The organism is Cupriavidus sp. FW305-3-2-15-C-LB2 (assembly GCF_058787575.1).
Map to the genome: position 1 here is coordinate 149,562 of NZ_JBYSZW010000003.1, position 22,035 is coordinate 171,596.

The 22,035-nt window shown below is 63.6% G+C and carries 20 protein-coding genes and 1 pseudogene; 8 read left to right on the forward strand and 13 right to left on the reverse strand.

The window, feature by feature from the left end; genetic code table 11:
- Positions 1-163 precede the first annotated feature (163 nt).
- Both AC3WRR_RS04280 and AC3WRR_RS04285 read left to right on the forward strand, forming a co-directional pair.
- Positions 164-1,282, forward strand: a complete 1,119-nt coding sequence (locus AC3WRR_RS04280; protein WP_058697525.1) for a branched-chain amino acid ABC transporter substrate-binding protein — start codon at positions 164-166, stop codon at positions 1,280-1,282.
- A gap of 388 nt (positions 1,283-1,670) precedes the next feature.
- The gene (locus tag AC3WRR_RS04285; RefSeq protein WP_143010699.1) at positions 1,671-3,332 is read left to right on the forward strand and encodes a thiamine pyrophosphate-binding protein; all 1,662 of its coding nucleotides are present in this window, start codon (positions 1,671-1,673) and stop codon (positions 3,330-3,332) included.
- Positions 3,333-3,629: 297 nt separating this feature from the next.
- On the opposite strand, the gene AC3WRR_RS04290 is transcribed toward AC3WRR_RS04285, so the two are convergent.
- Positions 3,630-4,049: a tripartite tricarboxylate transporter substrate-binding protein gene (locus AC3WRR_RS04290; RefSeq protein WP_412459398.1), complete on the reverse strand. Its 420-nt coding sequence runs from the start codon at positions 4,047-4,049 to the stop codon at positions 3,630-3,632.
- Here AC3WRR_RS04290 and AC3WRR_RS04295 point away from each other — a divergent pair.
- The 6 genes and pseudogenes from AC3WRR_RS04295 to AC3WRR_RS04320 all read left to right on the forward strand — a co-directional run.
- Positions 4,043-4,223, forward strand: a pseudogene (locus tag AC3WRR_RS04295) (electron transfer flavoprotein-ubiquinone oxidoreductase); the annotation flags it as partial. The gene AC3WRR_RS04290 and the pseudogene AC3WRR_RS04295 overlap by 7 nt on opposite strands.
- 288 nt (positions 4,224-4,511) lie before the next feature.
- Positions 4,512-5,711: an ABC transporter substrate-binding protein gene (locus AC3WRR_RS04300; protein ID WP_058697528.1), complete on the forward strand. Its 1,200-nt coding sequence runs from the start codon at positions 4,512-4,514 to the stop codon at positions 5,709-5,711.
- A 136-nt stretch (positions 5,712-5,847) separates the two neighbouring features.
- Positions 5,848-6,618, forward strand: coding sequence for an ABC transporter ATP-binding protein (locus AC3WRR_RS04305; protein WP_058697529.1), 771 nt, complete (start codon positions 5,848-5,850; stop codon positions 6,616-6,618).
- 13 nt (positions 6,619-6,631) lie between these two features.
- Positions 6,632-7,357, forward strand: a complete 726-nt coding sequence (locus tag AC3WRR_RS04310; RefSeq protein ID WP_058697530.1) for an ABC transporter ATP-binding protein — start codon at positions 6,632-6,634, stop codon at positions 7,355-7,357.
- 14 nt (positions 7,358-7,371) lie between these two features.
- A complete protein-coding gene (locus AC3WRR_RS04315) occupies positions 7,372-8,259 on the forward strand; it encodes a branched-chain amino acid ABC transporter permease (protein WP_058697531.1) in 888 nt (295 codons plus the stop codon).
- Positions 8,259-9,293: a branched-chain amino acid ABC transporter permease gene (locus tag AC3WRR_RS04320; protein WP_081050223.1), complete on the forward strand. Its 1,035-nt coding sequence runs from the start codon at positions 8,259-8,261 to the stop codon at positions 9,291-9,293. Before AC3WRR_RS04315 ends, AC3WRR_RS04320 begins: the two co-directional genes overlap by 1 nt.
- Before the next feature lie 82 nt (positions 9,294-9,375).
- Here AC3WRR_RS04320 and AC3WRR_RS04325 read toward each other — a convergent pair whose 3' ends face one another.
- From AC3WRR_RS04325 to AC3WRR_RS04380, 12 genes are all read right to left on the reverse strand, one after another.
- Entirely contained in the window at positions 9,376-10,008 is a 633-nt protein-coding gene (locus AC3WRR_RS04325) for a hypothetical protein (protein WP_143010700.1), read from the reverse strand.
- On the reverse strand, positions 10,005-11,549 hold the full coding sequence (locus AC3WRR_RS04330) for a 3-hydroxyacyl-CoA dehydrogenase (RefSeq protein ID WP_058697533.1): 1,545 nt from the start codon (positions 11,547-11,549) through the stop codon (positions 10,005-10,007). The genes AC3WRR_RS04325 and AC3WRR_RS04330 overlap by 4 nt, the downstream gene beginning before the upstream one ends.
- 111 nt (positions 11,550-11,660) lie before the next feature.
- On the reverse strand, positions 11,661-12,650 hold the full coding sequence (locus tag AC3WRR_RS04335) for an NADPH:quinone oxidoreductase family protein (protein WP_058697534.1): 990 nt from the start codon (positions 12,648-12,650) through the stop codon (positions 11,661-11,663).
- Between the two features lie 12 nt (positions 12,651-12,662).
- Complete coding sequence (locus tag AC3WRR_RS04340; RefSeq protein ID WP_234788179.1) at positions 12,663-13,784, reverse strand: CaiB/BaiF CoA transferase family protein; 1,122 nt, start codon at positions 13,782-13,784, stop codon at positions 12,663-12,665.
- Complete coding sequence (locus AC3WRR_RS04345; protein ID WP_058697535.1) at positions 13,781-14,446, reverse strand: 3-hydroxyacyl-CoA dehydrogenase family protein; 666 nt, start codon at positions 14,444-14,446, stop codon at positions 13,781-13,783. Before AC3WRR_RS04345 ends, AC3WRR_RS04340 begins: the two co-directional genes overlap by 4 nt.
- A 1-nt stretch (position 14,447) precedes the next feature.
- Positions 14,448-15,323 (reverse strand): 3-hydroxyacyl-CoA dehydrogenase family protein, encoded by an 876-nt coding sequence (locus AC3WRR_RS04350; RefSeq protein WP_081050224.1) that lies wholly within the window; start codon positions 15,321-15,323, stop codon positions 14,448-14,450.
- Between the two features lie 9 nt (positions 15,324-15,332).
- Positions 15,333-16,499, reverse strand: coding sequence for an acyl-CoA dehydrogenase family protein (locus tag AC3WRR_RS04355; RefSeq protein WP_058697536.1), 1,167 nt, complete (start codon positions 16,497-16,499; stop codon positions 15,333-15,335).
- Between the two features lie 202 nt (positions 16,500-16,701).
- Positions 16,702-17,457: an SDR family NAD(P)-dependent oxidoreductase gene (locus AC3WRR_RS04360; protein WP_058697537.1), complete on the reverse strand. Its 756-nt coding sequence runs from the start codon at positions 17,455-17,457 to the stop codon at positions 16,702-16,704.
- Complete coding sequence (locus AC3WRR_RS04365) at positions 17,450-18,220, reverse strand: enoyl-CoA hydratase/isomerase family protein (RefSeq protein ID WP_058697538.1); 771 nt, start codon at positions 18,218-18,220, stop codon at positions 17,450-17,452. The genes AC3WRR_RS04360 and AC3WRR_RS04365 overlap by 8 nt, the downstream gene beginning before the upstream one ends.
- Positions 18,221-18,222: 2 nt before the next feature.
- Positions 18,223-19,905: a class I adenylate-forming enzyme family protein gene (locus tag AC3WRR_RS04370; protein WP_058697671.1), complete on the reverse strand. Its 1,683-nt coding sequence runs from the start codon at positions 19,903-19,905 to the stop codon at positions 18,223-18,225.
- Positions 19,906-19,921: 16 nt separating this feature from the next.
- A complete protein-coding gene (locus tag AC3WRR_RS04375) occupies positions 19,922-20,701 on the reverse strand; it encodes an enoyl-CoA hydratase-related protein (protein ID WP_058697539.1) in 780 nt (259 codons plus the stop codon).
- Between the two features lie 12 nt (positions 20,702-20,713).
- Positions 20,714-21,943, reverse strand: coding sequence for a CaiB/BaiF CoA transferase family protein (locus AC3WRR_RS04380; protein ID WP_492296312.1), 1,230 nt, complete (start codon positions 21,941-21,943; stop codon positions 20,714-20,716).
- Positions 21,944-22,035 lie beyond the last annotated feature (92 nt).

A 22,035-nucleotide genomic window follows, 5' to 3' on the forward strand; every position in this document is an offset into this window, starting at 1 on the left:
CCCCTGGTGGTCGCGCGCTAGAACGCCGCCACACGGCCGGCTGCCTCGTGCTGATGCTCTGACCTGAGCGCGTGCCTTCGCTTCAGGGTACACCTTGGAAGCGGCGCAATGAAAGCCGCACACCAGTCGAGCACCCTTGACTTTTTCAACCCAGGAGACATCCATGAAATCCACAAAGAACCTTCGCTCGATCGGGACGGCAGTTGTGTTGACCTTCCTTGGCCTGTCGGCACAGGCCCAGACGGTCAAAATTGCCATTGCCGGCCCCATGAACGGTCCCATGGCCCAGAACGGCGACATGATCAAAGCCGGAGCCCTGACCGCTATCGAACTGATCAATGCCGCTGGCGGAGCCGGTGGGAACAAGCTCGAACCTGTCATCATGGACGATGCCTGCGAACCGAAGCAGGCCGTAGCAGTGGCGAACAAGATCGTGAGCCAGGGCATCAAGTTCGTCATCGGACATGTCTGCTCCGGCTCGACTATCCCGACTTCCGAGATCTACGAGAACGAAGGCGTTGTGATGGTGACTCCGACTGCCACTGCGCCGCAAATCACCGAGGGCAAGAAGCGCAAGCTCATCTTCCGCACCATCGGCCGTGACGACCAGCAGGCGCCTGTCGCCGCCCAGTACATCATCGCCAAGGTCAAGCCCAAGAAGGTGGCCGTGCTGCACGACAAGCAGTCCTATGGTCAGGGCATTGCTGCTGCGGTGAAAAAAGAGCTGGATGCTGCCAAGGTACCGGTGGTTCTGTTCGAGGGCCTCAATGCAGGTGATACCGACTACTCGGCCATCATCACCAAGCTCAAGTCGCAGGGTGTGGACTTCGTCTACTTCGGCGGCTACCACCCCGAAATGGGGCTGCTGCTGCGCCAGGCGCGGGAGCAGAGCGTGAAGGCAACCTTCATGGGACCGGAGGGCGTGGGCAACAAGGATGTGACATCGATTGGCGGAGCGGCCTCCGAGGGTATGCTGGTGACGCTGCCGGCCAATTTCTCGGCCGATCCGGCCAATGCTGCGCTTGTCAAGGCCTTTGCCGACAAGAAGCGTGACGTCAATGGTCCGTTCCAGATGTCCGCATACGCGGGCGTGAAGATCATCGCCGATGCGATCAGTGAAACCAAGAGCACCGATCCCGCCAAGGTTGCGGCCTTCATGCACCAGAAGACCTTCCAGACCCCGATCGGCAAGGTCGAATACGATGCCCAGGGCGACCTGAAGTCGTTCCAGTTCGTGGTCTTCACCTGGCATAAGGATGCCACGAAGACAGCTGTCAACTGAGCCAGCGCCTTTGCCGAAACGCCCCGCTACTCATTCGGCGAGCGGGGCGTTTGGTATCGAGCATGCGGGATGGGGGCTTGATCAAGAGCCTCATGGATCGGGCGCACGCGCTCGCACCGGAAGCGCGAGCATCGATCAGCTCGGGCCGTGTGCTGATGACCTGAAGCGGCAGCGACACGCATGGCGACTTCATGTCCGCGACATGGACAGGTTGTGTTCACGGAATACACTGCCTCGCACGCCATAGGCTGGGATGCAAAGAGTGTCCAACAGATTCACCGTGGTCATCGCGTGGCACACGCAAGTTGCTGTACCAAGCATTCGATACTGAAACCCACGGCCTTCTGGCCCAGGCAGCAGTGTGTGGCAATCGTTGGAGGTAGATAAATTGACTCAGAAACTCGTGCCCGTGTATGAGGCATTGGCTCAGGACATCAAGACGATGGGCGTGGAGGTCGCGTTCGGCTTGATTAGCGACGATACGGCACTCTTCGTCGCAACCCTGGACTCCATAGGCATTCAGTTCCATGGCAGCCGACATGAGAACACCGCGATCGCCATGGCCGACGGTTATGCGGCTGCCACCGGCAAGCTGGGCGTCGCGGTGCTGGGACGGGGCCCCGCCGCCGCGAACTCCATGCACGCGGCCACCTATGCGCAACGCAGCCGTTCGGGGGTGTTGATGATCTTCGGTGACGCGGCGCTTCGGCCGCCCGCTCACAGCTGTGGCCCCGACCTGAAGGCCTTCGACGCCGTGGGCGCGCTGCGTTCAGCCGGACTCGAGCCCTTCGTCGCGAGGGACGCCCATAGCGCCCGCCAGGTGCTCGCGCAGGCGGTCAGTGCCGCCCATGCCGGCGCGGCGGCACTGCTGCTGCCAACCGACGTACAGCGGGCCAGCGTCGACCTCTCGGCCACCACCCCGACGCTCGCGCCGCCCCCGACCATAATCAGGCGTCCTCCGCGCAAGACGGCGCTCGCGGCCGCGTCCACACTGCTGGCCGCGAGCAAGCGCCCCCTGATCATCGCTGGCTGGGGGGCCTACGAGGCCGGAGCGCGAGAAGACCTGATCGCCCTGGCCGAACACCTGGGGGCGGCACTCAGCACGACGCTCAAGGCCAAGGATCTATTCCAAGGCCACCCGATGGACTGCGGGCTGGTGGGCTCCTATTCCCATGCCGGCGGACGCCGGCTGATCGAGCAGGCGGACTGCATTCTTGCGTTCGGCGCCGGTCTGAACGGCCGGACCACCTCCATGGGAACGGCTATACCGACCGAGGTGCCCGTGATTCACGTCGACAGCACCCGCGCCAACATCGGACGCTGGCTGGATGCCGACGTGGCCATGGTGGCCGATGCAAAGCTCGCGGCCCAGGCGCTGCTTGAGTCGGTTCCCGCTCGCCGCCCGGAGATCAAGGAATTCCACGGCGAGTCCTACCGGAGCTGGCTCGACAGCTTCACGCTGGACAAGGACTTCACGCCGCAGCACACCCCCCGAACCGTCGATGCACGCGCGGCCGCGCTCGCGCTGGACAACATCCTGCCGCGCAACCGTAACGTCGTGTACGACGCCGGCAATTTCCTGCAGGCGTTGCCCTACTTGAGCGTTCCCGATCCACGCAGCATCCGCCAGGCCACAGACTTCGCCTCGATCGGCCTGGGCATCGGCGCGGCACTGGGTTACGCGCGCGGCGAACCCGATGCCACCACTGTACTAGTGATCGGTGACGGTGGCCTGCTGATGACGCTCGGTGAGCTGGAGACCGTGGTTCGGGAAGATATTCCGCTCGTCGTGATCCTGATGAACGACTGTGCCTATGGCGCGGAAGTCCACTTCCTCAAGCTGCAGAACATGCCGACCGCAAAGACGGTTTTCCTGGATATCGACTTTGCGCCGATTGCCGAGGCCTTGGGCTTCCAGACGGCCACCATTCGCAGCATGCAGGACCTGGAACAGGCAGCGCCGATGCTCAGGAACCCCGAGGGGCCTGTGCTCCTCGACGTCAAGATCAACGGGGCGATTCCCGTGGGTTGGCTCTTCGATGACAAATAGGTCGGCGCCACGCCGCCGGACCTTCTTCCTGTGGCGGCAGGTCTGCGCGTTCGTTTTCCGCGTCGGGCGGGCTGCAGCCTCCGACGGTGCCCCTGCGCGCCGGGAACCCATCGGCCGCCGGCAAGTGGGCGGCGCATCACAAAGAAGCTCAGATGTAGATACTAGCTGAGCAGAGCGATTCACTGAGCGATACAGCCTTTTCCGGCCGTCAGGCGATGCAACTGCGATGTAGTGCCGAGCATCTTCATGCTCGAGTTAGTCAACGGAACATAGCAACCGCTTGCCAGGAGTAGACCGTCACGCCCTTGACGACGGACTCTTCCATGGTCGGCACGTCGGGCAGGATAGGCGAGCGCGCAGCTTGCCTGCCTTGATGTGCGGGACCGCTGTATTGAGATTCATGAAGGTGGCGTCGACCTGTCCGCCAGGCAGGTCGTTCTTCGCCGGGGCGCCGCCCATGTACGTATGTGGATCCCGGTTGTGCCGGTTTTCTGCCAGAACAGATCCTTTCTGCCAGAACAGATCCGCGGTGAGATGGTCGCTTGTCCCGTTTCCGGCAGATGCGGACGTCTTCGTCTCAGGGATTGGCCTTCTCGTAGGAAACGATGTTGTCCTGAATGGTCTTGAAGCGGGAGTTTGCTGGCACCGAAAGGACGTTGGGCGCCTGCACGGCAACGGTGAGGTAGGCGAAGTCCTTGAAAGGATCGTACGGCGCACTCGTCGGTTGCGACGCCGGCTTTCTGAATGCGGCGCGCCTCAAGGGCAGTCACGCCGCCATCAAGAGCGGCATGCTGTGCGCCGAGGCGGCTTCCGACGCGATCGCCGCCGGCTGCCAGTACGATGAACTCACAGGCTTCTCAGAGAGCTTCGAGGGAACCTGGCTGCACGGATCTATCAAAATTTCAAGAACTGCTTCAAGGAGAGTTCGCTGCTGTGCGCTTGCAGAAGGTTTGCATGCCGGACTTGTAGCCGATGGCCTGCCTTGGGACTGTCTTCGGTAAATACATGTTCGCAGGCACGAGTGTACTCAGCGGGGGGCGAATACACCTCCAAGGGCATATTTATGGCTAAAACGGACGTAATTGGACCTGGCACCGAAGTTGCAGATAGCGGGTATGGACGGTGAATGTGTTCGAGGAAAACGCTGTCCGTCATGATAACGAACGATTGGAGACATCCATGAATGCACCCGCACTGCGCTTCGGCGCACTCGCCGCACTGACGGCGATTTGCCAGTTGGCTTCCGCCGCGGAGCCATTCCGCATCGGCGCCTTGGTAGATATGTCCGGGGTCTATTCCGGCATCGGCGGTCCTGGCGGTATCGCAGCCGTCAAGATGGCGGTTCAGGACTTCGGCGGTAAGGTTCTGGACCGGCCCATCGAGGTGTTGGGTGCCGACTACCAGAACAAGGTCGATATTGCTTCCACCCGTGCCCGGGAGTGGTATGACCGGAACAACGTCGAAATGATCATCGAGTCCACCGACTCGGCCTCGGCGCTGGCGCTGCAGAAACTTGGCGAGAGCAAAAAGAAGATCACGATCTTCGCGGGTTCCGCCACTACGGAACTGACGGGCAAGCAGTGCTCGCCTTACGGTATTCACTACGTGTACAACACCTACGCGCTGGCAAACGGCACGGCACGCGCAATCCTGGAAGAAGGCAAGAAGGACTGGTTCTTCATCACCGCCGACTATGCATTCGGCCATTCGCTCGAGTCGAATGCCATCAATGTGGTGGAGCAGCTGGGCGGGAAGGTTGCCGGCAAGGTCCGCCATCCGCTTGCGGCATCGGACTTCGCATCGTTCCTGCTGCAGGCACAGGCGTCAAATGCGCAGGTGATTGCATTGGCCAACGCGGGACGCGATACACAGAATGCGGTTCGCCAGGCTTCGGAGTTCGGACTCGGGACTGGCAAGCAGGTGGTGGCGCCGCTGCTGATTTTCGATAGCGACCTGAAAGGCATGGGCCTGAAGGCGGCGCAGGGACTGCAGTTCACCACGGCATTCTACTGGGACTACAACGACGAGACCCGCGCTTTTGGCAAGAAGTTCTTCGCACAGACCAAGATGATGCCGACCATGGTTCAGGCCGGTATGTACTCCGCGGTGACGCACTACCTGAAGGCGGTACAGGCGGCAGGTAGCGCGGACCCCGACAAGGTCATGGCGAAGATGCGCGCGACGCCGGTCAATGACTTCTTTGCCAAGGACGGCCGCATTCTGGCAAACGGGCTGATGGCGCATGACATGTACCTGGCTGAAGCCAAGAAGCCGTCTGAGTCCAAGGGCGAATGGGACCTGCTGAAGATCCGCAAGATCATCCCCAAGGACAAGGCCTTCGAGCCACTGGAAAAGAGCGCCTGTCCGCTCAAGGGCTGACGCACTAGGGAACTTGAGGTGGCCAGGCAGCTGGCCACGCTTCTACGCACTCTCCGGGCGTCTTTCCACGGCCGCTGCGTCGCCCCGGCCGCGCGGAAGACGCTTCCTTTTTCTCCAGATTGGCTTTGCTCCTGTTATGCCGGATTTCATTCTGCAGACGCAGCGGTTGTCCAAGTCATTCAGAGGCTTTACTGCCGTCAGTGAAGTCGACCTGAATGTACGCCGCGGCTCGATCCACGCCTTGATCGGGCCGAACGGCGCGGGCAAGACCACCTGCTTCAACCTGCTGACCAAGTTCCTGGAGCCGACCGCCGGCACCATTCTGTTCAACGGCATCGACATCACGCGCGAAAAGCCAGCGCAGATTGCGCGGCGGGGCGTGATCCGCTCGTTTCAGATTTCCGCGGTGTTCCCGCACCTGACCGTACGCGAGAACGTACGCATCGGCCTGCAGCGTCAACTGGGTACTGCCTACCAGTTCTGGCGCAGCAAGCGTTCGCTCGACGTGCTAAATGCCCGCGCGATGGATTTGCTCGAACAAGTCGGGCTGACCGAGTTCGCCGAGACCATCACTGTCAACCTGCCTTACGGCCGCAAGCGTGCGCTCGAGATCGCGACCACCCTCGCGATGGAGCCGGAACTGATGCTGCTCGATGAGCCGACGCAGGGCATGGGCCATGAGGACGTGGATCGCGTGACCCAGCTGATCAAGCAGGTTTCTGCCGGCCGCACGATCCTGATGGTCGAGCACAACATGAATGTCGTGTCGTCGATTGCCGACAAGATCACCGTACTGCAACGCGGTGCGATTCTGGCCGAGGGCCCTTACGCCGAAGTCTCGAAGGATTCGCGCGTCATGGAAGCCTACATGGGTACGGCCGACGCCGAGCTGCAAGGCGCGCATTGAGGGGGAAAAAGTAATGGCAAACGACAACACCCCGGCCCTCGAGATCAGGGACCTGCATGCCTGGTACGGCGAGTCGCACATCCTGCATGGTGTGGACCTGACCGTCAATCGTGGCGAAGTGGTCACGCTGCTTGGGCGCAATGGTGCCGGGCGCACGACAACGCTGCGCGCGATCATGGGACTCACCGGTACGCGCAAGGGATCGATCAAGGTCAACGGCCACGAAACCATCGGCCTGCCGACACACAAGATCGCGCACTACGGCATTGGCTACTGTCCCGAAGAGCGGGCGATCTTCTCAAGCCTGTCCTGCGAAGAGAACCTGCTGCTGCCGCCGGAACTCAAGAGCGCCAATGCGGGAAAAGGCATGAGCAAGGCCGAGATCTACGACATGTTCCCGAACCTGATGGAGCGCAAGCAGAGCCAGGGCACGCGCCTCTCCGGCGGTGAACAGCAGATGCTTGCCGTGGGCCGGATCTTGCGTACCGGGGCGAACCTGCTCCTGCTTGACGAGATCTCGGAAGGGCTGGCGCCTGTGATTGTGCAGGCCCTGGCGCGCATGATCTTGATGCTCAAGAAGAAGGGCTACACGGTGGTAATGGTGGAGCAGAATTTCCGATTCGCCGCGCCGCTGGCCGACCGCTTCTACCTGATGGAGCACGGCGCGATCGTCGAGCGCTTTGCCGCCGACGAGCTGCAGGACAAGATGCCGGTGCTCAATGAGCTGCTCGGCGTGTAACGAGGGGAAGTGCAATGAACCTTGATTTTGGAATTCCCCTGCCGGCTTTGATGTCGCAGTTGCTGCTCGGCCTGGCGAATGGCGCGTTCTACGCAATGCTAAGCTTGGGGTTGGCGGTGATCTTTGGATTGCTCAACGTGATCAACTTCGCGCACGGTGCGCTGTTCATGCTGGGCGCTCTGCTGGCGTGGGCCGGCATGGAGTACGTCGGGCTGAGCTACTGGGCAATGCTGCTGCTGTCGCCCCTGGTCATCGGCTTGTTGGGCGTGCTGATCGAAAAGACGATGCTGCGCTGGATCTACAAGCTAGACCATATTTACGGTCTGCTGCTCACGCTGGGTATTACGCTGGTGATCGAAGGCGTGTTCCGGTCAATCTACGGCGTCTCGGGCCAGCCTTACTCCGCGCCCGAGCTGCTGCAGGGCGCTACCGACGTTGGCTTTATGCACCTGCCGAACTATCGCGCCTGGGTCGTGGTGGCTTCCATCACGGTCTGCCTGGGCACGTGGTTCGTGATCGAGAAGACCAAGCTGGGCGCCTACCTGCGTGCGGGCACCGAGAACCCCAAGGTCGTCGAGGCGTTCGGCGTCAATGTGCCGCTGATGGTCACCCTGACCTACGGCTTCGGCGTGGCACTGGCTGCGTTCGCCGGGGTGCTGGCCGCGCCGGTGATCCAGGTGTCGCCGCTGATGGGACAGAACCTGATCATCGTGGTGTTTGCAGTTGTAGTGATCGGTGGAATGGGCTCGATCCTCGGCGCCATCGTCACCGGTCTGGGCCTGGGCGTGATCGAGGGGCTGACCAAGGTGGTCTACCCGGAAGCGTCGTCAACGGTGGTCTTTGTTGTAATGGTGATTGTCCTGCTGCTTCGTCCGGCGGGGCTGTTTGGCAAGGAAAAGTGATGACCGAATTCTCTCTCCCTTCAACGGTGACCTCGGCGGCCGGTGGGGACGCGTTGGTGCGAAGCCGGGCGCCGGCATACATCTCCATCGTGCTGGTTGCACTGCTGTTGCTGGCGCCCCATCTTGGCTTCTATCCGGTCTTCGTGATGAAGATCCTGTGCTTTGCGCTGTTTGCCGCGGCATTCAACCTGCTGCTCGGCTACACCGGCTTGCTGTCGTTCGGCCATGCCGCCTTGTTCGGCGGCGCGGGCTACATAGCCGGGTATGCGATCAAGAACTGGCATGTCACGACGGAGGTCAGCCTGCTGATCGGCGTGGCAACCGCCGTAGCGATTGGATTTCTGATGGGCGTGCTGGCAATCCGCCGCCAGGGCATCTACTTCGCCATGATCACGCTCGCGCTGGCACAGATGTTCTTTTTCATTTGCCTGCAGACACCGCAAACGGGCGGCGAGGACGGCTTGCAAGGCGTTCCGCGCGGCGCGTTGTTCGGGGTGATCGACCTGTCATCGGATGTCAGCTTCTACTATGTCGTTGTCGCCGTCTTTGTCGCAGCGATGGTGCTGATTGCCCGCATAGTCAGTTCCCCGTTTGGCCAGCTCCTCCAGGCGGTCAAGGAGAACGAGAGTCGCGCCATCTCGCTGGGCTACAGTACAGACCGCTTCAAGCTGATGGCCTTCGTGCTGTCGGCCGCGCTGGCGGGACTGGCGGGAGCGATGAAAGCGCTGGTGCTTGGCTTTGCGACGCTGGCCGACGTCCATTGGACCATGTCGGGGGCAGTCATCCTGATGACGCTGGTGGGCGGGATGGGGACGTTGAGCGGGCCAGTCGCCGGTGCGCTCGTCATTGTGATCCTGGAGAACAAGCTGGGCGAGATAGGTGCCGGACTTGCCAATGTCACCGGGATCGACTGGTTCGCATCCCTTGGCGAGTCAGTGACGCTCGTGACCGGTGTCATTTTCATTCTGTGCGTTCTGTTGTTCCGGAAAGGACTGGTTGGGGCGGTCCTTGGCCGGCTTCCGTCCGGACGATGATTGCTAGAAAGACGGCCGGCAGCACGCGGTCGGCCGGCTAAGTCATCGCTACGGGGCGCCGCGGGCAGGTTGTTCGCCCTTGCTAGCGGCCATTCAGCAGACGATGCAGCAGTGAAGCGTTCACCCCGAATCGATCGAAGATCGCATCTTCGAAGCGAGCGCGATCCGGGAAGCCATAGGATCCGACCCTTGCAGCTTCCCGGTCGGCGCCGGCGAGGTCAAACAGCGCGCGCATCAGGCGCTGCGTCGCCACCAGATCGACAAAGCTCTCGCCTTCACTCAACAAGGTTCGGGACAATTGACCCGCCTGATCGATGCGGAGCTCTCGCGACGCCGATGCGAGCCGCCACGGCTTTTGCGGTGCCTGGAACACCGCCATAGCCAGGCTACTCGCAATTGGCTTGTGCGATCGCTCTTCTACCCGTATCCGCTGACCGGACCACGGCAGCTGCCGGAACGCTACGCGGGCGCGCTCTGCCAGCACAAGGTGTGGCGACTCGAGCGGGCGGATCGCGTGCCATCCACCGTCGTGGGTTGCACGCATCTGACCCGGCACGTTGAGCTCACAATCACCTTCGATGACCTCTGCAATCACGGGGAACGGGAAACGCAGCCCGCGCAGATGGACACGCGCATACGCTGGCGATTGGAGAATGAGCGAAAGGGGAGCGACCTCTGGCTGCACTGCGGTCTTTGATGGTCGGGGGGCGATCAAGCCTCGTCCGTCAGCAGCGACAGGCCCAGGCCGGCGCGGCGCCACAGCCACGGGCTCGGGCGGTAGCGCATGTCGCCGGTCAGGGCTTCCATGTTGCGCAGCGTCTCCAGCACCAGTTGCGGGCCGACGGCGTCGCCCAGGGCCAGCGGGCCCTTCGGGTAGCCCAGGCCCAGGTTCACGGCCAGGTCGATGTCCGCGGGCGAGGCAATGCGCTGCTGCGCGATATCGCTGGCGATGTTGATGATGCAGCAGAGCACGCGCTGGGCCACGAAGCCGGCCGAGTCGCGGATCACCGTGACCGGCACGCCGTCGCTCGCGAACAGGCCGTGCGCGGCGTCGCGCGCGGCGGCGCCAGTGGCCGGCGTGGTCATCAGCGTGCGGCGCTTGGTGGCCTCGAACGGCAGGAGGGTGTCGATGGCCACCGTGCGCGAGGCGTCCAGGCCCTGCTGGAGCGCGGTGGTGGTCGCGTCCAGGCCCAGCGGCGTGACGACGATCAGTGCCTCGGCGGAAGGCTGGTCGCCACTTTCAGGCGTGATACCGAGCGCGCCGAGCAGCTTCGTCACCATGGCATGGCCGCGTTCGCTGGCGCGGCTGACCCACACGCTGGCCGGACGGGCCGACGGGACCGCGGCCGCGGCCGTGGCCGGGACCTGCTTCTGGCCATCCACGTAGCGGTAGAAGCCGGCGCCGGCCTTTCGGCCGACCAGCCCGCCAACCGAGCGGATCGCCGTGATCGGCGACGGGCGGTAGCGCGGCTCCTGGTAGAACTGGTTGTAGATCGATTCCATCACCGGGTGCGACACGTCCAGCCCGGTCAGGTCCATCAGCTCGAACGGCCCCATGCGGAAGCCGGCCTGCTCGCGCATGATGTTGTCGATGTCGGCGAACTCCGCCACGCCTTCCTGCGCGACCTTGATGCCTTCGATATTCATGCCGCGGCCGGCATGGTTGACGATAAAGCCCGGCATGTCCTTGCAGCGCACCGGCGTATGGCCCATGCGGCGCGACAGCGCCATCAGCGCATCGCCCACGGCCGGGTTGCCGGACAGGCCGTCGATGACCTCGACCACCTTCATCAGCGGCACCGGGTTGAAGAAGTGGTAGCCGACCACGCGGCCCGGTTCCTTTGCGCCCACGGCGATCGCGGTGATCGACAGCGACGAGGTGTTCGAGGCGATGACCACGTCAGGACGCAGCACGGCTTCCAGCTTCGCCACGAGATCTCGCTTCACTTCGAGCTTCTCGACGATGGCTTCCACCACCATGTCGCAGCCGGCCAGGTCTTCCAGCGCGCCGCACGGCTTCACGCGGCCCAGCGTGGCCTGGGCGTCAGCCGCCGAGATCTTGCCCTTTTCGGCCAGCTTGCCGAGCGTATCCTGCAGGTACTTGCGTGCCGCTTCCACCGCTTGCGGGTTGGCGTCGTACAGGTTGACGGTCAGGCCTGCCTGCGCGGCGATCTGGGCGATGCCGCGGCCCATGGCGCCGGTGCCGACGATGCCCAGTGTCTGGATAGCGGTGATCGAAGGAGAGGTTGTGTTCATGATGTCCGGATCGCAGGAGATGGTGGGCGACGCCGCAAAGCACTGCAGCCGTGAGGAGGAACCCACGGCTGCAGACGGGCATGGCATTCGCCCAGGGTTGTTCGGTAAGCCTCAGTTCAGCGTCAGCACGTACTTGCCGGACACCTGCCCGGAGGCGAGCTGCGCCAGCGCTTCACCGGCACGGGAAAGGGGCAGGGCACCGGCGATCTTCGGCCTGAGCGCACCTTGCTGATACAGCTTGAAGATCTCTTGCTGTACGGCCAGCACCTTTTCCGGCTGGCGATCGCGATAGTCGCTCCACTGCAGGCCACTGACGCCAATGTTCTTGAGCAGCAGATAGTTGGCCTTGATCTCGGGGATGCGGCCGGCCGCGAAGCCAATGACCACCGCGCGGCCGCACCATGCGATCGCACGCAGTGCGGCATCGAAGACATCGCCGCCCAGGGTGTCAAGCACCACATCGGCGCCATGGCCCGAGGTGGCATTGCGCACCTGCTCGCGCAGCGATTCGCGCAGGTCAGGGGCGGAAAGATCGATCACTGCGTCGGCTCCCAGTTCCCGTGCCGCCTGCGCGTGCTCGGCACCGCTGACGCCGGCCAGCGCGATGCCGCCGAGACCCTTGACGATCTGGATGGCCGCCGAGCCGACGCCGCCGGCAGCCCCGGTGACAAGCACAGTCTCGCCGGCACGGAATCCGCCACGTTCCACCAGGGCGAAGTAGGCGGTCTGATATGCCAGCCCCATCGCGGCAGCGTCTTCGAACGGCATGGCATCGGGGATGCGGAAGCATGAATCGGCAGGCACGCTGACGAGCTCGGCGAACGCGCCATATTCCAGTTGCGCCACCACGCGATCGCCAGGTTGGACATGGGTGACATTGGCACCGACGGCGCGTACCACGCCGGCGGCATCCTTGCCCGGTGCGAACGGGCGTTGCGGCAGGATCTGATACTTGCCCTGCACCACCAGCACGTCGGGATAGTTGACCGCGGCGGCTCGGACTTCGACGAGCACGTCGCCGTCGCCAACCTGCGGGTCGGGAAGGTCGCCGATGGTGACGGCGTCTGGTGCATTGAATTCCTGGATGACGATGGCTTTCATGTCGGCTGGACCTCAGCGATTCAGAAGTTGGTTGTGTGCTCCCAGGGCCGGGGACGCGGCGGAGCGATCCTGGCTGCGAAAGGCGGCATCGATGGGCACCGGCAATGCCGGCATGCTCCCGTTCGCCGCAGTGGTAGCGGTGCGGTCAAACAGGCCGCGTTCCCGGAAATGCGGATCGTGCCGGGCTTCTTCCAGACTGACCACACGGCTGGTGCAGACGTCTTGCCCGGCGAAGCGGTCTTCCCAATAGGCAACCGGGTGCCGGGAAATGGCCGCCGCAACGGCACCGATGGCCTGGTCCGGTGACATCCGCGCCAGCGCGTCCGCATCCAGCCCGACCAGTGCGACGAAGTTGTCCCAGAACTTGTCTTCCAGTGGCGCGGCCGCCAGGAAGGCACCATCGGCGGTACGGTAGATCTGGTAGCGCGGCGTGCCTCCCGTGACCAGCTCCGACGCCGGTGCGGGCCACGATCCCAGCGCGCCGTTGCCAAGCCCCCAGTACTGGAACGTAAAGAGGTTGTCGGCCATGGCCACATCCAGGTGAACGCCCCTGCCGGTCTGGTCGCGCTGACGCAAGGCGAGCAGGATATTGATCATGGCCGGATAGGTGCCGCCAGCAATGTCGGCAATGAGGGCAGGCGGCAGGACCGGCGCACCATCGTTGCCGGCAGTCAGCGACAGCGTGCCGGATGCCGCCACATAGTTCAGGTCATGCGCGGCTTCTGATGCGCGCGGGCCGTACTGTCCGAAGCCGGTGATCGAGCAGTAGACCAGCCGTGGGTTGATTTCCGAAAGCGCTGCATAGCCGAGGCCCAGACGATCCATGACGCCGGGACGGAACTGCTCGATCAGGACATCGGCATCGCGGATCAACGGCGTCAACTGGCTCAGCGTCTCAGGCGCCTTCAGGTCGATCGCGACAGATTGCTTGCCGCGGTTGAGCAGCACGAAATTCGCGCTGTCGTCATCGACCTTCGGCTCATACGCGCGCATTTCGTCGCCACGGCCGGGGCGCTCGAACTTGATGACTTCGGCTCCCGCCTCGGCCAGCAGCAGCGAGCACAGCGGTCCGGGCAGGAGGGTGCTGAAATCCAGCACCTTCACACCGGTCAGGGGTTGGCTCATGGCAATCATCGCTTTACCCGCTCTTCGCGTTCCTCGCGCTCCGCTGCGACGCGCGCGCGCCGCGCCGGGGCATAAGGCTCCTGCCCGAGAGCTTCATGCAAGGCTTGAGTGACACGGAAATGGTGCGCCAGGCCAGTCCGTTCCAGCAGCGAGATCGGACCCTCCGGGTAGCCGAGGCCCAGGCACAAGGTCTTGTCCAGGTCATCGGCGCTGGCCAGTTTCTCGTCCAGGCGGCGCAGCGCCGCATTGAAGTACGGGCGGATCAGCCGGTCGACGATGCGACCCGGAAAGTCATGACATACCGCGACAACCAGCCCCGCAGCCTGGAACACCACCTTGGCGGCTTCGATCGCGCCAGGGGTCGTGCCCGGTTGCCTGACGAGTTCCACCAGCGGGCTCGGGTCGGCGTCGCCGAGACGAAAGCGGGCGAATCCAACCACATTGGAGCCTTCGACGCCGCGGCTCTCGCCTGTGTGGATGCCCAGGCATTCGGTGCCCAGCTCGATGGCGACAAAGGTGCGCGCTTCGTGTCCTTTGCCTACGCTGTAGGCGCGACCGGCTTGCGAACCGAGGTAGACCAGCCCGTCGCCTTGCGCCGCTGCCTGTTCGAGGAAGGGATGGGATTCGGGAAAGGAACGGCTCTCGCCAGCTTGTATGATTTCGTAGCGCATATCAGGCTCCAAACATCTTGGTGTCGCCGTAGGTATGGAAGCCTTTGCCGGTCTTCTTGCCCAGGCGCCTGGCGGCGATCATGCGGCGCACCAGCGGCGGGCAGGCGGCGCGCGGCTCGTGGGTCAGGCCATGCATGGCTTCGCACAGCAGCTTCTGGGTGTCCATGCCGACCAGGTCCAGCAGCTCGAGCGGGCCCATCGGATAGCCCAGCGCAGTCTTGATGGCGGTGTCGATGTCGGCCGGCTCGGCGACGCCTTGTTCCACCAGCCGGATCGCATCGTTATTGAACGGGATCAGGAAGTAGTTGAGGATGAAGCCCGGCGTATCCTGTGTGGCCACCGGCTTCTGTCCCATTGCCTCGGCAAAGGCCCACGCTTTCTGGAAGGTCTCATCCGAAGTGGCCAGGCCTGGCGACATCTCGATCAGCTTCATCAGCTGCGCAGGCAGGCAGAAATGCATGCCGACGAAGCGGTCCGGCCGGCCGGAACCGCCGGCGATTTCGGTGATAGAGATCGTGGACGTATTGGATGCGAAGAGGGTAGCCGGCGGGCAGACCTCATTGAGCTGGCCGAACAACTGATGCTTGACTGCAAGATCCTCGAAGATGGCTTCAATGATGATGTCGCATTTGGCCAGGTCGCTCAGTGAGGTAGTGCCCTCCCAGCGGGACAACGCCTCAGCGGCGGCGCCGGCCGGCAGCTTGCCGCGCTCCTCGGATTTCTTCAGGAACGCTTCGGTCTGGCCGCGGGCGCGGTCCAGCGCATCCTGCCGGGCATCGAATACGATGGTCTTGAAGCCCGCGCGGGCCGCAACGATGGCGATGCCCGCGCCCATGGTGCCGGCGCCCGCGACGCCGACGGTTTGAATGGTTGTCACGTTCGTCTCCTATTTCTTCAGGAAGCTGCGCCCGATCAGCTGCCGGTGCACCTGGTTGGTTCCTTCCCAGATCTGGGTAATCTTGGCGTCGCGCATCAGCCGCTCGACCCGGTAGTCGTTGCAGTAGCCATAGCCGCCGAACAGTTGCACGGCATCGGTCGTGATGCGCATGGCCGCGTCGGTGGCGCGTTGCTTGAGCATCGAGGCTTCGATGCCGAAATCCTGGTCGCCGGCATCGACCATCTCGGCCACGCGCCAGAGCCACGATTCACACAAGGCCAGCTCCGTGGCCAGGTCTGCCAGCATGAACTGGATGCCCTGGAACTCGAGGATCCGCTTGCCGGACTGGCGCCGCTCGTTGATGTAGTCGACCGCATCCTCGAACGCCGCGCGCGCAATGCCCAGGGCATGCGCGGCAACGCTGGGGCGCGAGCGGTTCAGCGAGCCGAACAGGATCTGCAGGCCCTCGCCGGGAGCGCCGATAAGGTTGGCGCGTGGCACGCGGCAGCCGTCGAAGGCCAGGCTGGCCGTGCTGGACGCACGGGTGCCCATCTTGTGCTCGGTGCCGAGCACGCGCAGACCCTCCGTGCCCTTTTCCAGAATCAGCACGGAGATGGCGGCCTTCGGATCGCTGATCTCGGACCATTTGCCGAACACCAGATACAGGTCGGCCACGTCGCCGTTGGTAATGAAGGTCTTGCCGCCATTGATGACGATGTCGTCACCGTCGGGGGTAAAGGTGGTGCGCATGCCAGTGGCATCCGATCCCGCAGAGGGCTCGGTGATTGCCAGCGACGCCAGGCCGCCTTCGGCAATGCGCGGCAGCAGACGACTCTTCTGTTCTTCGCTCCCGTACTGGATCAGCGGCTTAATGGCGTGGAAGTTCGTGGCCCAGACAATACCGGTGGAGGCACAAGCCTTCGAAATCTCCCGCACGCAAGCGAGATAGCTCAGGAAGGACAGTTGCGCGCCGCCATAGTTGTCAGGGATGAACATGGCGTTCAGGCCCAGTTCATTGATGGCTTTCACGTTCTCCCAGGGAAACACCCCGGTGCGGTCGTACTCGGCCGCCCGTGGCGCGATCTGGGTGTTGCAAAGCTCCTTGACGCTGTCGAGGAGCATGCGTTCCTCGGACGATAGCGGCAGCCGCGCGTCCATCCGGTCCAGCATGTTCATGTCTTCCTCCGTTGGTGGGCTGTGAACCGCCCGGATCAGTCCACTGAATCACTGAAATTGGTCGGCGCCTGCCATGTCATGCGGGCGCATCGCGTCGTTGCAAATGCTCGCAATAGCCGTGCTATTGCTGCGCTTTGCGCCTGCGCTGCATCCCGCCTGACATGTCCTTCGCCTCCCATTTCAATGATTCAGTGGACTAGTGCTACAGCGCCATGCCCTGGCCGCCATCGACATAGAGCGTCTCGCCGGTCAGGAAGCGGCCGGGCAGCCGGAACAGCATGGCGGCAAGCCGTCCGATATCGTCGGACTGCCCGGGGCCTCCGACGGGAATGCGCTTCTTGAGGAATGCCTGGAGCGCACCTTCGTTCAACTCGTCGCGGTTCAGATCGGTCTCGATATAGCCAGGCGCGATATTGACGACCTGTATGCCATCGCGCGCCCATTCGACGGCCAGGCAGCGCGAGATCGCGCCGACGGCAGCCTTGGATGCGCAATAGGCGGCATTGCCGCGCACGCCGAGCTTGTCGTAGAACGAGCCAATGTTGACGATCAGCGCCGAGCCGGCCTCGCGCAGGTAGGGGTAGGCCACCTGGCTGGCGAGCAGGACCGACGAGGCGTTGGTTTGCATCACGCGCTCGAAGTCGGCGATCGGGAACGATGCGGACGGCCCCTGCAGGTGGATGCCCGCGTTGTTGACCAGGCCGACGATCGGCTTGCCGAACAGAGTGGGCACCTCGGCGAATGCCGCGTCGACAGAAGCGGCATCGGTGATATCGCAGTGTATTGCCGCCAGCCGCTTCTGTGCATCGGCATCGAGCGAGCCGGCGTCAGGAAGTTCGCCCGAACGCGAAAGGCAGGCAACGTGCAGGCCGGCGCGTGCCAGCTCCACGGAAATGGAGGCACCGATGCCGCGGCTCCCGCCGGTCACGATGACGGCGCCCTGGGTGAGATCAGGCATCCTTGAACTCCGGTGTGCGTTTCTCGATAAAGGCGCGCATGCCTTCGACGGAGTCATCCGTCTGGTAGGCCAGCGTGGACAGGTCGGCCTCGATCTCGAGTCCGGCGTCGAGCGTGGTCTCCATGCCGCGTACCACTGCCTCTCTTGCGAACTGAGAGGCGCAACGGCTATAGCCGATGAACTCGGACATGAAAGCCTTGCCAAGTTCGGCCGGGTCGCCGGCGGCCACCACACGGTTCACCAATCCGATGCGCTCGGCTTCGATCGCGTCGACTGTTCGTCCGGACATCACCATCTCCAGCGCACGGCCTTCGCCAACGAGGCGTGGCAAACGTTGCGTGCCACCGTAGCCAGGGATCAGACCGAGCTTGATCTCCGGCAGACCCATTCGGCCATGTACCGTCGCGATACGGAAGGTACAGGCCATGGCCAGCTCCAGCCCGCCGCCAAAGGCATAGCCATGCAATACGGCGACCGACGGAATCGGCAGGCTGGCCAGCTTGTCGAAGATACGTTGACCCAGCTGTGCGCCCTGGCGTTGTGCCATCAGGCTGCGGTCCATCAGTTCCTTGATGTCGGCGCCGGCGCAGAACGCCTTCGGCCCGGCCCCAGTCACAATGAGCGCGCGAGCGCCGGAGGCTGCCACCTGATCGAGCGTGTACGACAGTGCTTCGATCATCGTGAACTGCAAGGCGTTGCGGGCTTCGGGCCGGTTGAGCGTGAGGATCGCGTACGGGCCGTCAAACTTGATATCGATGGACATGGTCATGCTCCTGCTGTAGCGCTGGCCTTGTAGCGCACCGCCTGCGGCTTGAGTTCGCCACGCATGGTCATCTCGACCAGATCGCGTTTCAGGATCTTGCCGCTGGGTGTCAGCGGGAACTGGTCCAGGCCCAGGAAGTACTCCGGCATGTCGTACTTCGACAGGCCGCAGCTCGCCAGGTGGGCGAGCATGTCAGCCGGTTCCAGCGTTTGACCCGCGCGGAGCACAACCGACAGGCAGACCTTCTCGCCGAGTCGTTCGTCCTGCACGGGATAGGCCGCTGCGCGCTCCACCAGGGGATGCCGCATGGCCAGTTCCTCGATACGGGCGGGGTGGATATTGTGGCCGCCGCGGATGATCAGGTCCTTCTTGCGCCCGACGATCACGATGCAGCCGTTCTCGTCGATGATCCCGAGGTCGCCGCTCATGAACCAGCCATGGATGTTGAACGACGTTTCCGTGGCGACCTGGTTGCTGAAGTAGCCCAGCATCAGCAAGCCGCCGCGCCCGCCGATCTCACCGATCTCGCCCACTTCGGCCTCGACGTCCCAGTTGTCCTGCTTCCACAGGCGGACCTCATATCCGCGGCACGCGCGCCCGCATGTCGACACAATGGTGTCCGCGGTATCGGACGGGATGGTGTAGTTGTGCGAACCGTTCTCGGTCATGCCGTAGACGTTCTGCGGCGTCACGCCGAGCGTCAGGAACTTCTGCGCCACATCACGCGGGATTGCCGCGCCCGCCATGTAGAAGGTGCGGACTTCGCCGAGGGACGTCAGCTTGCGGTCGCGCACGGCCTGCAGAATGTCCATGGCGTGGGTCGGCACCCCCATCACATACGTGGCGCCGGTTTCCAGGATCCAATCGAGAGCATGCTTGCCGGCACGCAGGTTGGTCATGACCAGCTCCGCGCCTGCCACCAGCACTTGTTCCAGGGCCACGGTGGCAATGTGGTGGCTCATCGGGCTCAGCGTCAGAACCGTGGTATCGGCCGAGTGACCCCAGTCGTTGACCAGTGCGCGTCCGTTGGCCAGCAGCGTGTTGTCGCTGTGCATCACACCCTTGGGGAGGCCTGTGGTGCCAGACGTGAAGGCCAGATACACGATCTTGTCCGGGTTCAGGTCCGGCGTCGACAGTGCGGAGGGCGGCAGCTGATCCGGGAATGGATGGGCGTCGGCGGGCAGGGTGAAGTCGCCATTGGCCTGGCCGGGCATGGCAAACATGGCGGCGAGCGTCGGAATGTCGGCGGCGCGGCCGAAGATCGAGTTGTGGTCCGAATCGGCGCCGTAGCCGGGCATTGCGAACAGGGCCCGGCACTGGATGCGGTTCAGCAGCGTGCAGATCTCGTCGACGGTGTAGTTCTGGTGCAGTGACGGGCAACAGACGTAGCCATTGCGCGAGCAGGCCAGGAACACGATGGTTGCCTGTACCACGTTGGGCAGCCAGATGCCGACCCGGTCACCAGGTTTCAGGCCCTGCCTGTGCAGCGCCTCGGCTACGCTATCGACCCAGTCGACCACTTCGCGCCAGGTCAACCGGACATCCGCGTCGCGCAGGGCGGCCGACGTGGGGCGTTCCCGCGAATGGCGACGGGCGAGCGTGTAAAGGGTCTCCTGCTGCCAGATCCCCGACAGGTAGTAGTCCCGTGCATTCTGCGGATTGTGCAGCGTCAGGATGTTTTGCATGATCTTCACCCGGGCATCAATGGCCAAATTTGGAAGCATCCGGCTTGCGGCGTTCGGCAAACGCCGCCGCCAGTTCGTCGTGTTCGCTGGTGTCGAGATAACCGCGCAGCAGCAGGTCATGCGCCATGCGGGACAGCCCGCTGACACCGCCATGACGCGCGTTGAACGCGCTCTTCAGCGAGGCGAGCGCAAACGCGCCGCGCTCGGCCACCTCCAGCGCATATTCGCGCGTGGCTTCGGCCAGTTGCTCATCCGGGACGACGCGATTGATCAGCCCGATTTCCATGGCTTCGCGTGCCGTCATCTTGGGATTGCGATACCAGATGTCCTTGGCGCGCTTCTTTCCCACCAGGTCTTCCAGATACCAGGTGCCATAGCCCGCATCGAAGCTGCCGACCATCGGACCGACCTGGCGAAAGATGGCCGACTCCTTGGCAATGGTCAGGTCGCAGACCACCTGCAGCACGTTGCCGCCGCCGACGGCAAAGCCGTTCACCGAGGCGATGACCGGCTTCTGCAGGCGGTCGATGCTTTCGTACATCTCCAGCGTCGGCAGCACGCCCGCGTAGAGCGTGGTGTCCTGCATGCCGTCCTTGCGCCCGCCAGTGCAGAAGAACTTGTCGCCCGCGCCGGTGATCACGATGACGCGGGTGCGGGTTTCGCGGCGGATCGCGTTGATGCAGTCACGGATCTCGTGGCACATGGTCTCGGTGAACATGTTGCCGTCGTGGGGACGGTTCAGCGTGATCGTGCCGATGGGGCCGTCTTCCTTGTAGAGAATTTCGGTATAGGACATCGTGTCTCCTGTTTAGACGATTTCTGAGTCGATGAGGCCCGCGATGCATGTCGCGGACATGGAAAGTTCTTCCCTGAGAATGCGTTCGGTGTGCTCGCCCAGCGCCGGCGGCGGGTTGCGGAGCACGGCACTGGCGCCGTCGAAGCGGATGCCCAGGCCAACCTGCGGCACCAGGCCGGTAATGCCCTGGGTGGCGAAGAACATGCCGCTCTCGCGCAGCGGGATGTCGTCGGCCAGTTGGTCAATGCTGTTGATGGGGCCGGACGGGATGCGGTGTTGCGCAAACAGCGCAAGCCAGTGCTGGCGTGGTTGCGTCGCAAGGAGTTCGGCAATGGCCTGCACGATCGCCTGGCGCGCCTCGCGCCGGCGGGCGTTGGTCTCGAATCCCGGTTGCCGCGCGTAGTCCGGACGCCCGACCGCCGTCCAGAAGCGCTGCCAGATGGCGTCGTTGCCGAGTCCCAGCGTGATGGGGGAATCCGCGGTATCGAAGACCTGATAGATCGCGATCACGGAATCAGTCCCGCCCGAGCGGTTCGGCGCCTCGCCGGAACCCAGATAGGGCACGATCCGCGGCGCCATGAACCGCGCCATCGTCGCCACCATCGACACATCGATCTGCTTTCCGGCCCCCGTGCGTTCCCGTTCGAACAGCGCGGCCAGCGTGGCCATGGCAATGTCCTGGCCGGACAGCAGATCGGCGGCAGGGGTGCCGACCTTCTGGGGCGGGCGATCCGCCTCGCCGGTCAGGTGCATGACTCCTGAGTAGCCCTCTGCGATGAGGTCGTAGCATGGCAGGTCGGCGCGTTCGCCCTCGAGCCCGAACCCGGTCACGGACACATGGATCAGCCTGCCGTTGATGGCCTTGAGCGTCGTGTAATCGAGGCCGAGCTTTTCCTGCACACGCTGGGCGGTGTTGAGGACGACGACGTCGGCATGGCGCACCAGTTCATGCGCCACCCGCTGGCCCTCCGGGCGTGTGAGGTCGATGGTCATGCTCTGCTTGTTGCGGTTCATGCTCAGGAACCACAGGGACTCACCGTCCAGGAACGGCGGCCCCCAGCTGCGTGTATCGTCGCCGCCATGGCGCTTTTCCACCTTGACGACCTCGGCCCCCAGGTCGGCGAGCAGGAGCGTGCCATAAGGGCCAGCCACCGAGGTGGTGAAGTCGAGCATGCGAATACCCCGCAGGCAGGAAAGGCCTGCGCCGGGTGTCTGGAACGGGAGTGTCTTCAGTGTGTCCATTTCAGGTCGGATCTACGCAAGTGACCGACATACTGCAAAGCGTGTGCCAACACATGGCGCGAAATTTGCGGCTACGCGAGTGATTGCCTGGG

Coding starts and splice junctions, on each gene's coding strand:
- AC3WRR_RS04330 (WP_058697533.1), bottom strand. CDS start 11,549: ATGAACACAACCTCTCCTTCGATCACCGCTATCCAGACACTGGGCATC.
- AC3WRR_RS04335 (WP_058697534.1), bottom strand. CDS start 12,650: ATGAAAGCCATCGTCATCCAGGAATTCAATGCACCAGACGCCGTCACC.
- AC3WRR_RS04375 (WP_058697539.1), bottom strand. CDS start 20,701: ATGTCCTATACCGAAATTCTCTACAAGGAAGACGGCCCCATCGGCACG.
- AC3WRR_RS04300 (WP_058697528.1), top strand. CDS start 4,512: ATGAATGCACCCGCACTGCGCTTCGGCGCACTCGCCGCACTGACGGCG.
- AC3WRR_RS04320 (WP_081050223.1), top strand. CDS start 8,259: ATGACCGAATTCTCTCTCCCTTCAACGGTGACCTCGGCGGCCGGTGGG.
- AC3WRR_RS04315 (WP_058697531.1), top strand. CDS start 7,372: ATGAACCTTGATTTTGGAATTCCCCTGCCGGCTTTGATGTCGCAGTTG.
- AC3WRR_RS04305 (WP_058697529.1), top strand. CDS start 5,848: ATGCCGGATTTCATTCTGCAGACGCAGCGGTTGTCCAAGTCATTCAGA.
- AC3WRR_RS04310 (WP_058697530.1), top strand. CDS start 6,632: ATGGCAAACGACAACACCCCGGCCCTCGAGATCAGGGACCTGCATGCC.
- AC3WRR_RS04360 (WP_058697537.1), bottom strand. CDS start 17,457: ATGCCTGATCTCACCCAGGGCGCCGTCATCGTGACCGGCGGGAGCCGC.
- AC3WRR_RS04355 (WP_058697536.1), bottom strand. CDS start 16,499: ATGAACATGCTGGACCGGATGGACGCGCGGCTGCCGCTATCGTCCGAG.
- AC3WRR_RS04280 (WP_058697525.1), top strand. CDS start 164: ATGAAATCCACAAAGAACCTTCGCTCGATCGGGACGGCAGTTGTGTTG.
- AC3WRR_RS04365 (WP_058697538.1), bottom strand. CDS start 18,220: ATGTCCATCGATATCAAGTTTGACGGCCCGTACGCGATCCTCACGCTC.
- AC3WRR_RS04370 (WP_058697671.1), bottom strand. CDS start 19,905: ATGCAAAACATCCTGACGCTGCACAATCCGCAGAATGCACGGGACTAC.
- AC3WRR_RS04340 (WP_234788179.1), bottom strand. CDS start 13,784: ATGATTGCCATGAGCCAACCCCTGACCGGTGTGAAGGTGCTGGATTTC.
- AC3WRR_RS04345 (WP_058697535.1), bottom strand. CDS start 14,446: ATGCGCTACGAAATCATACAAGCTGGCGAGAGCCGTTCCTTTCCCGAA.
- AC3WRR_RS04380 (WP_492296312.1), bottom strand. CDS start 21,943: ATGGACACACTGAAGACACTCCCGTTCCAGACACCCGGCGCAGGCCTT.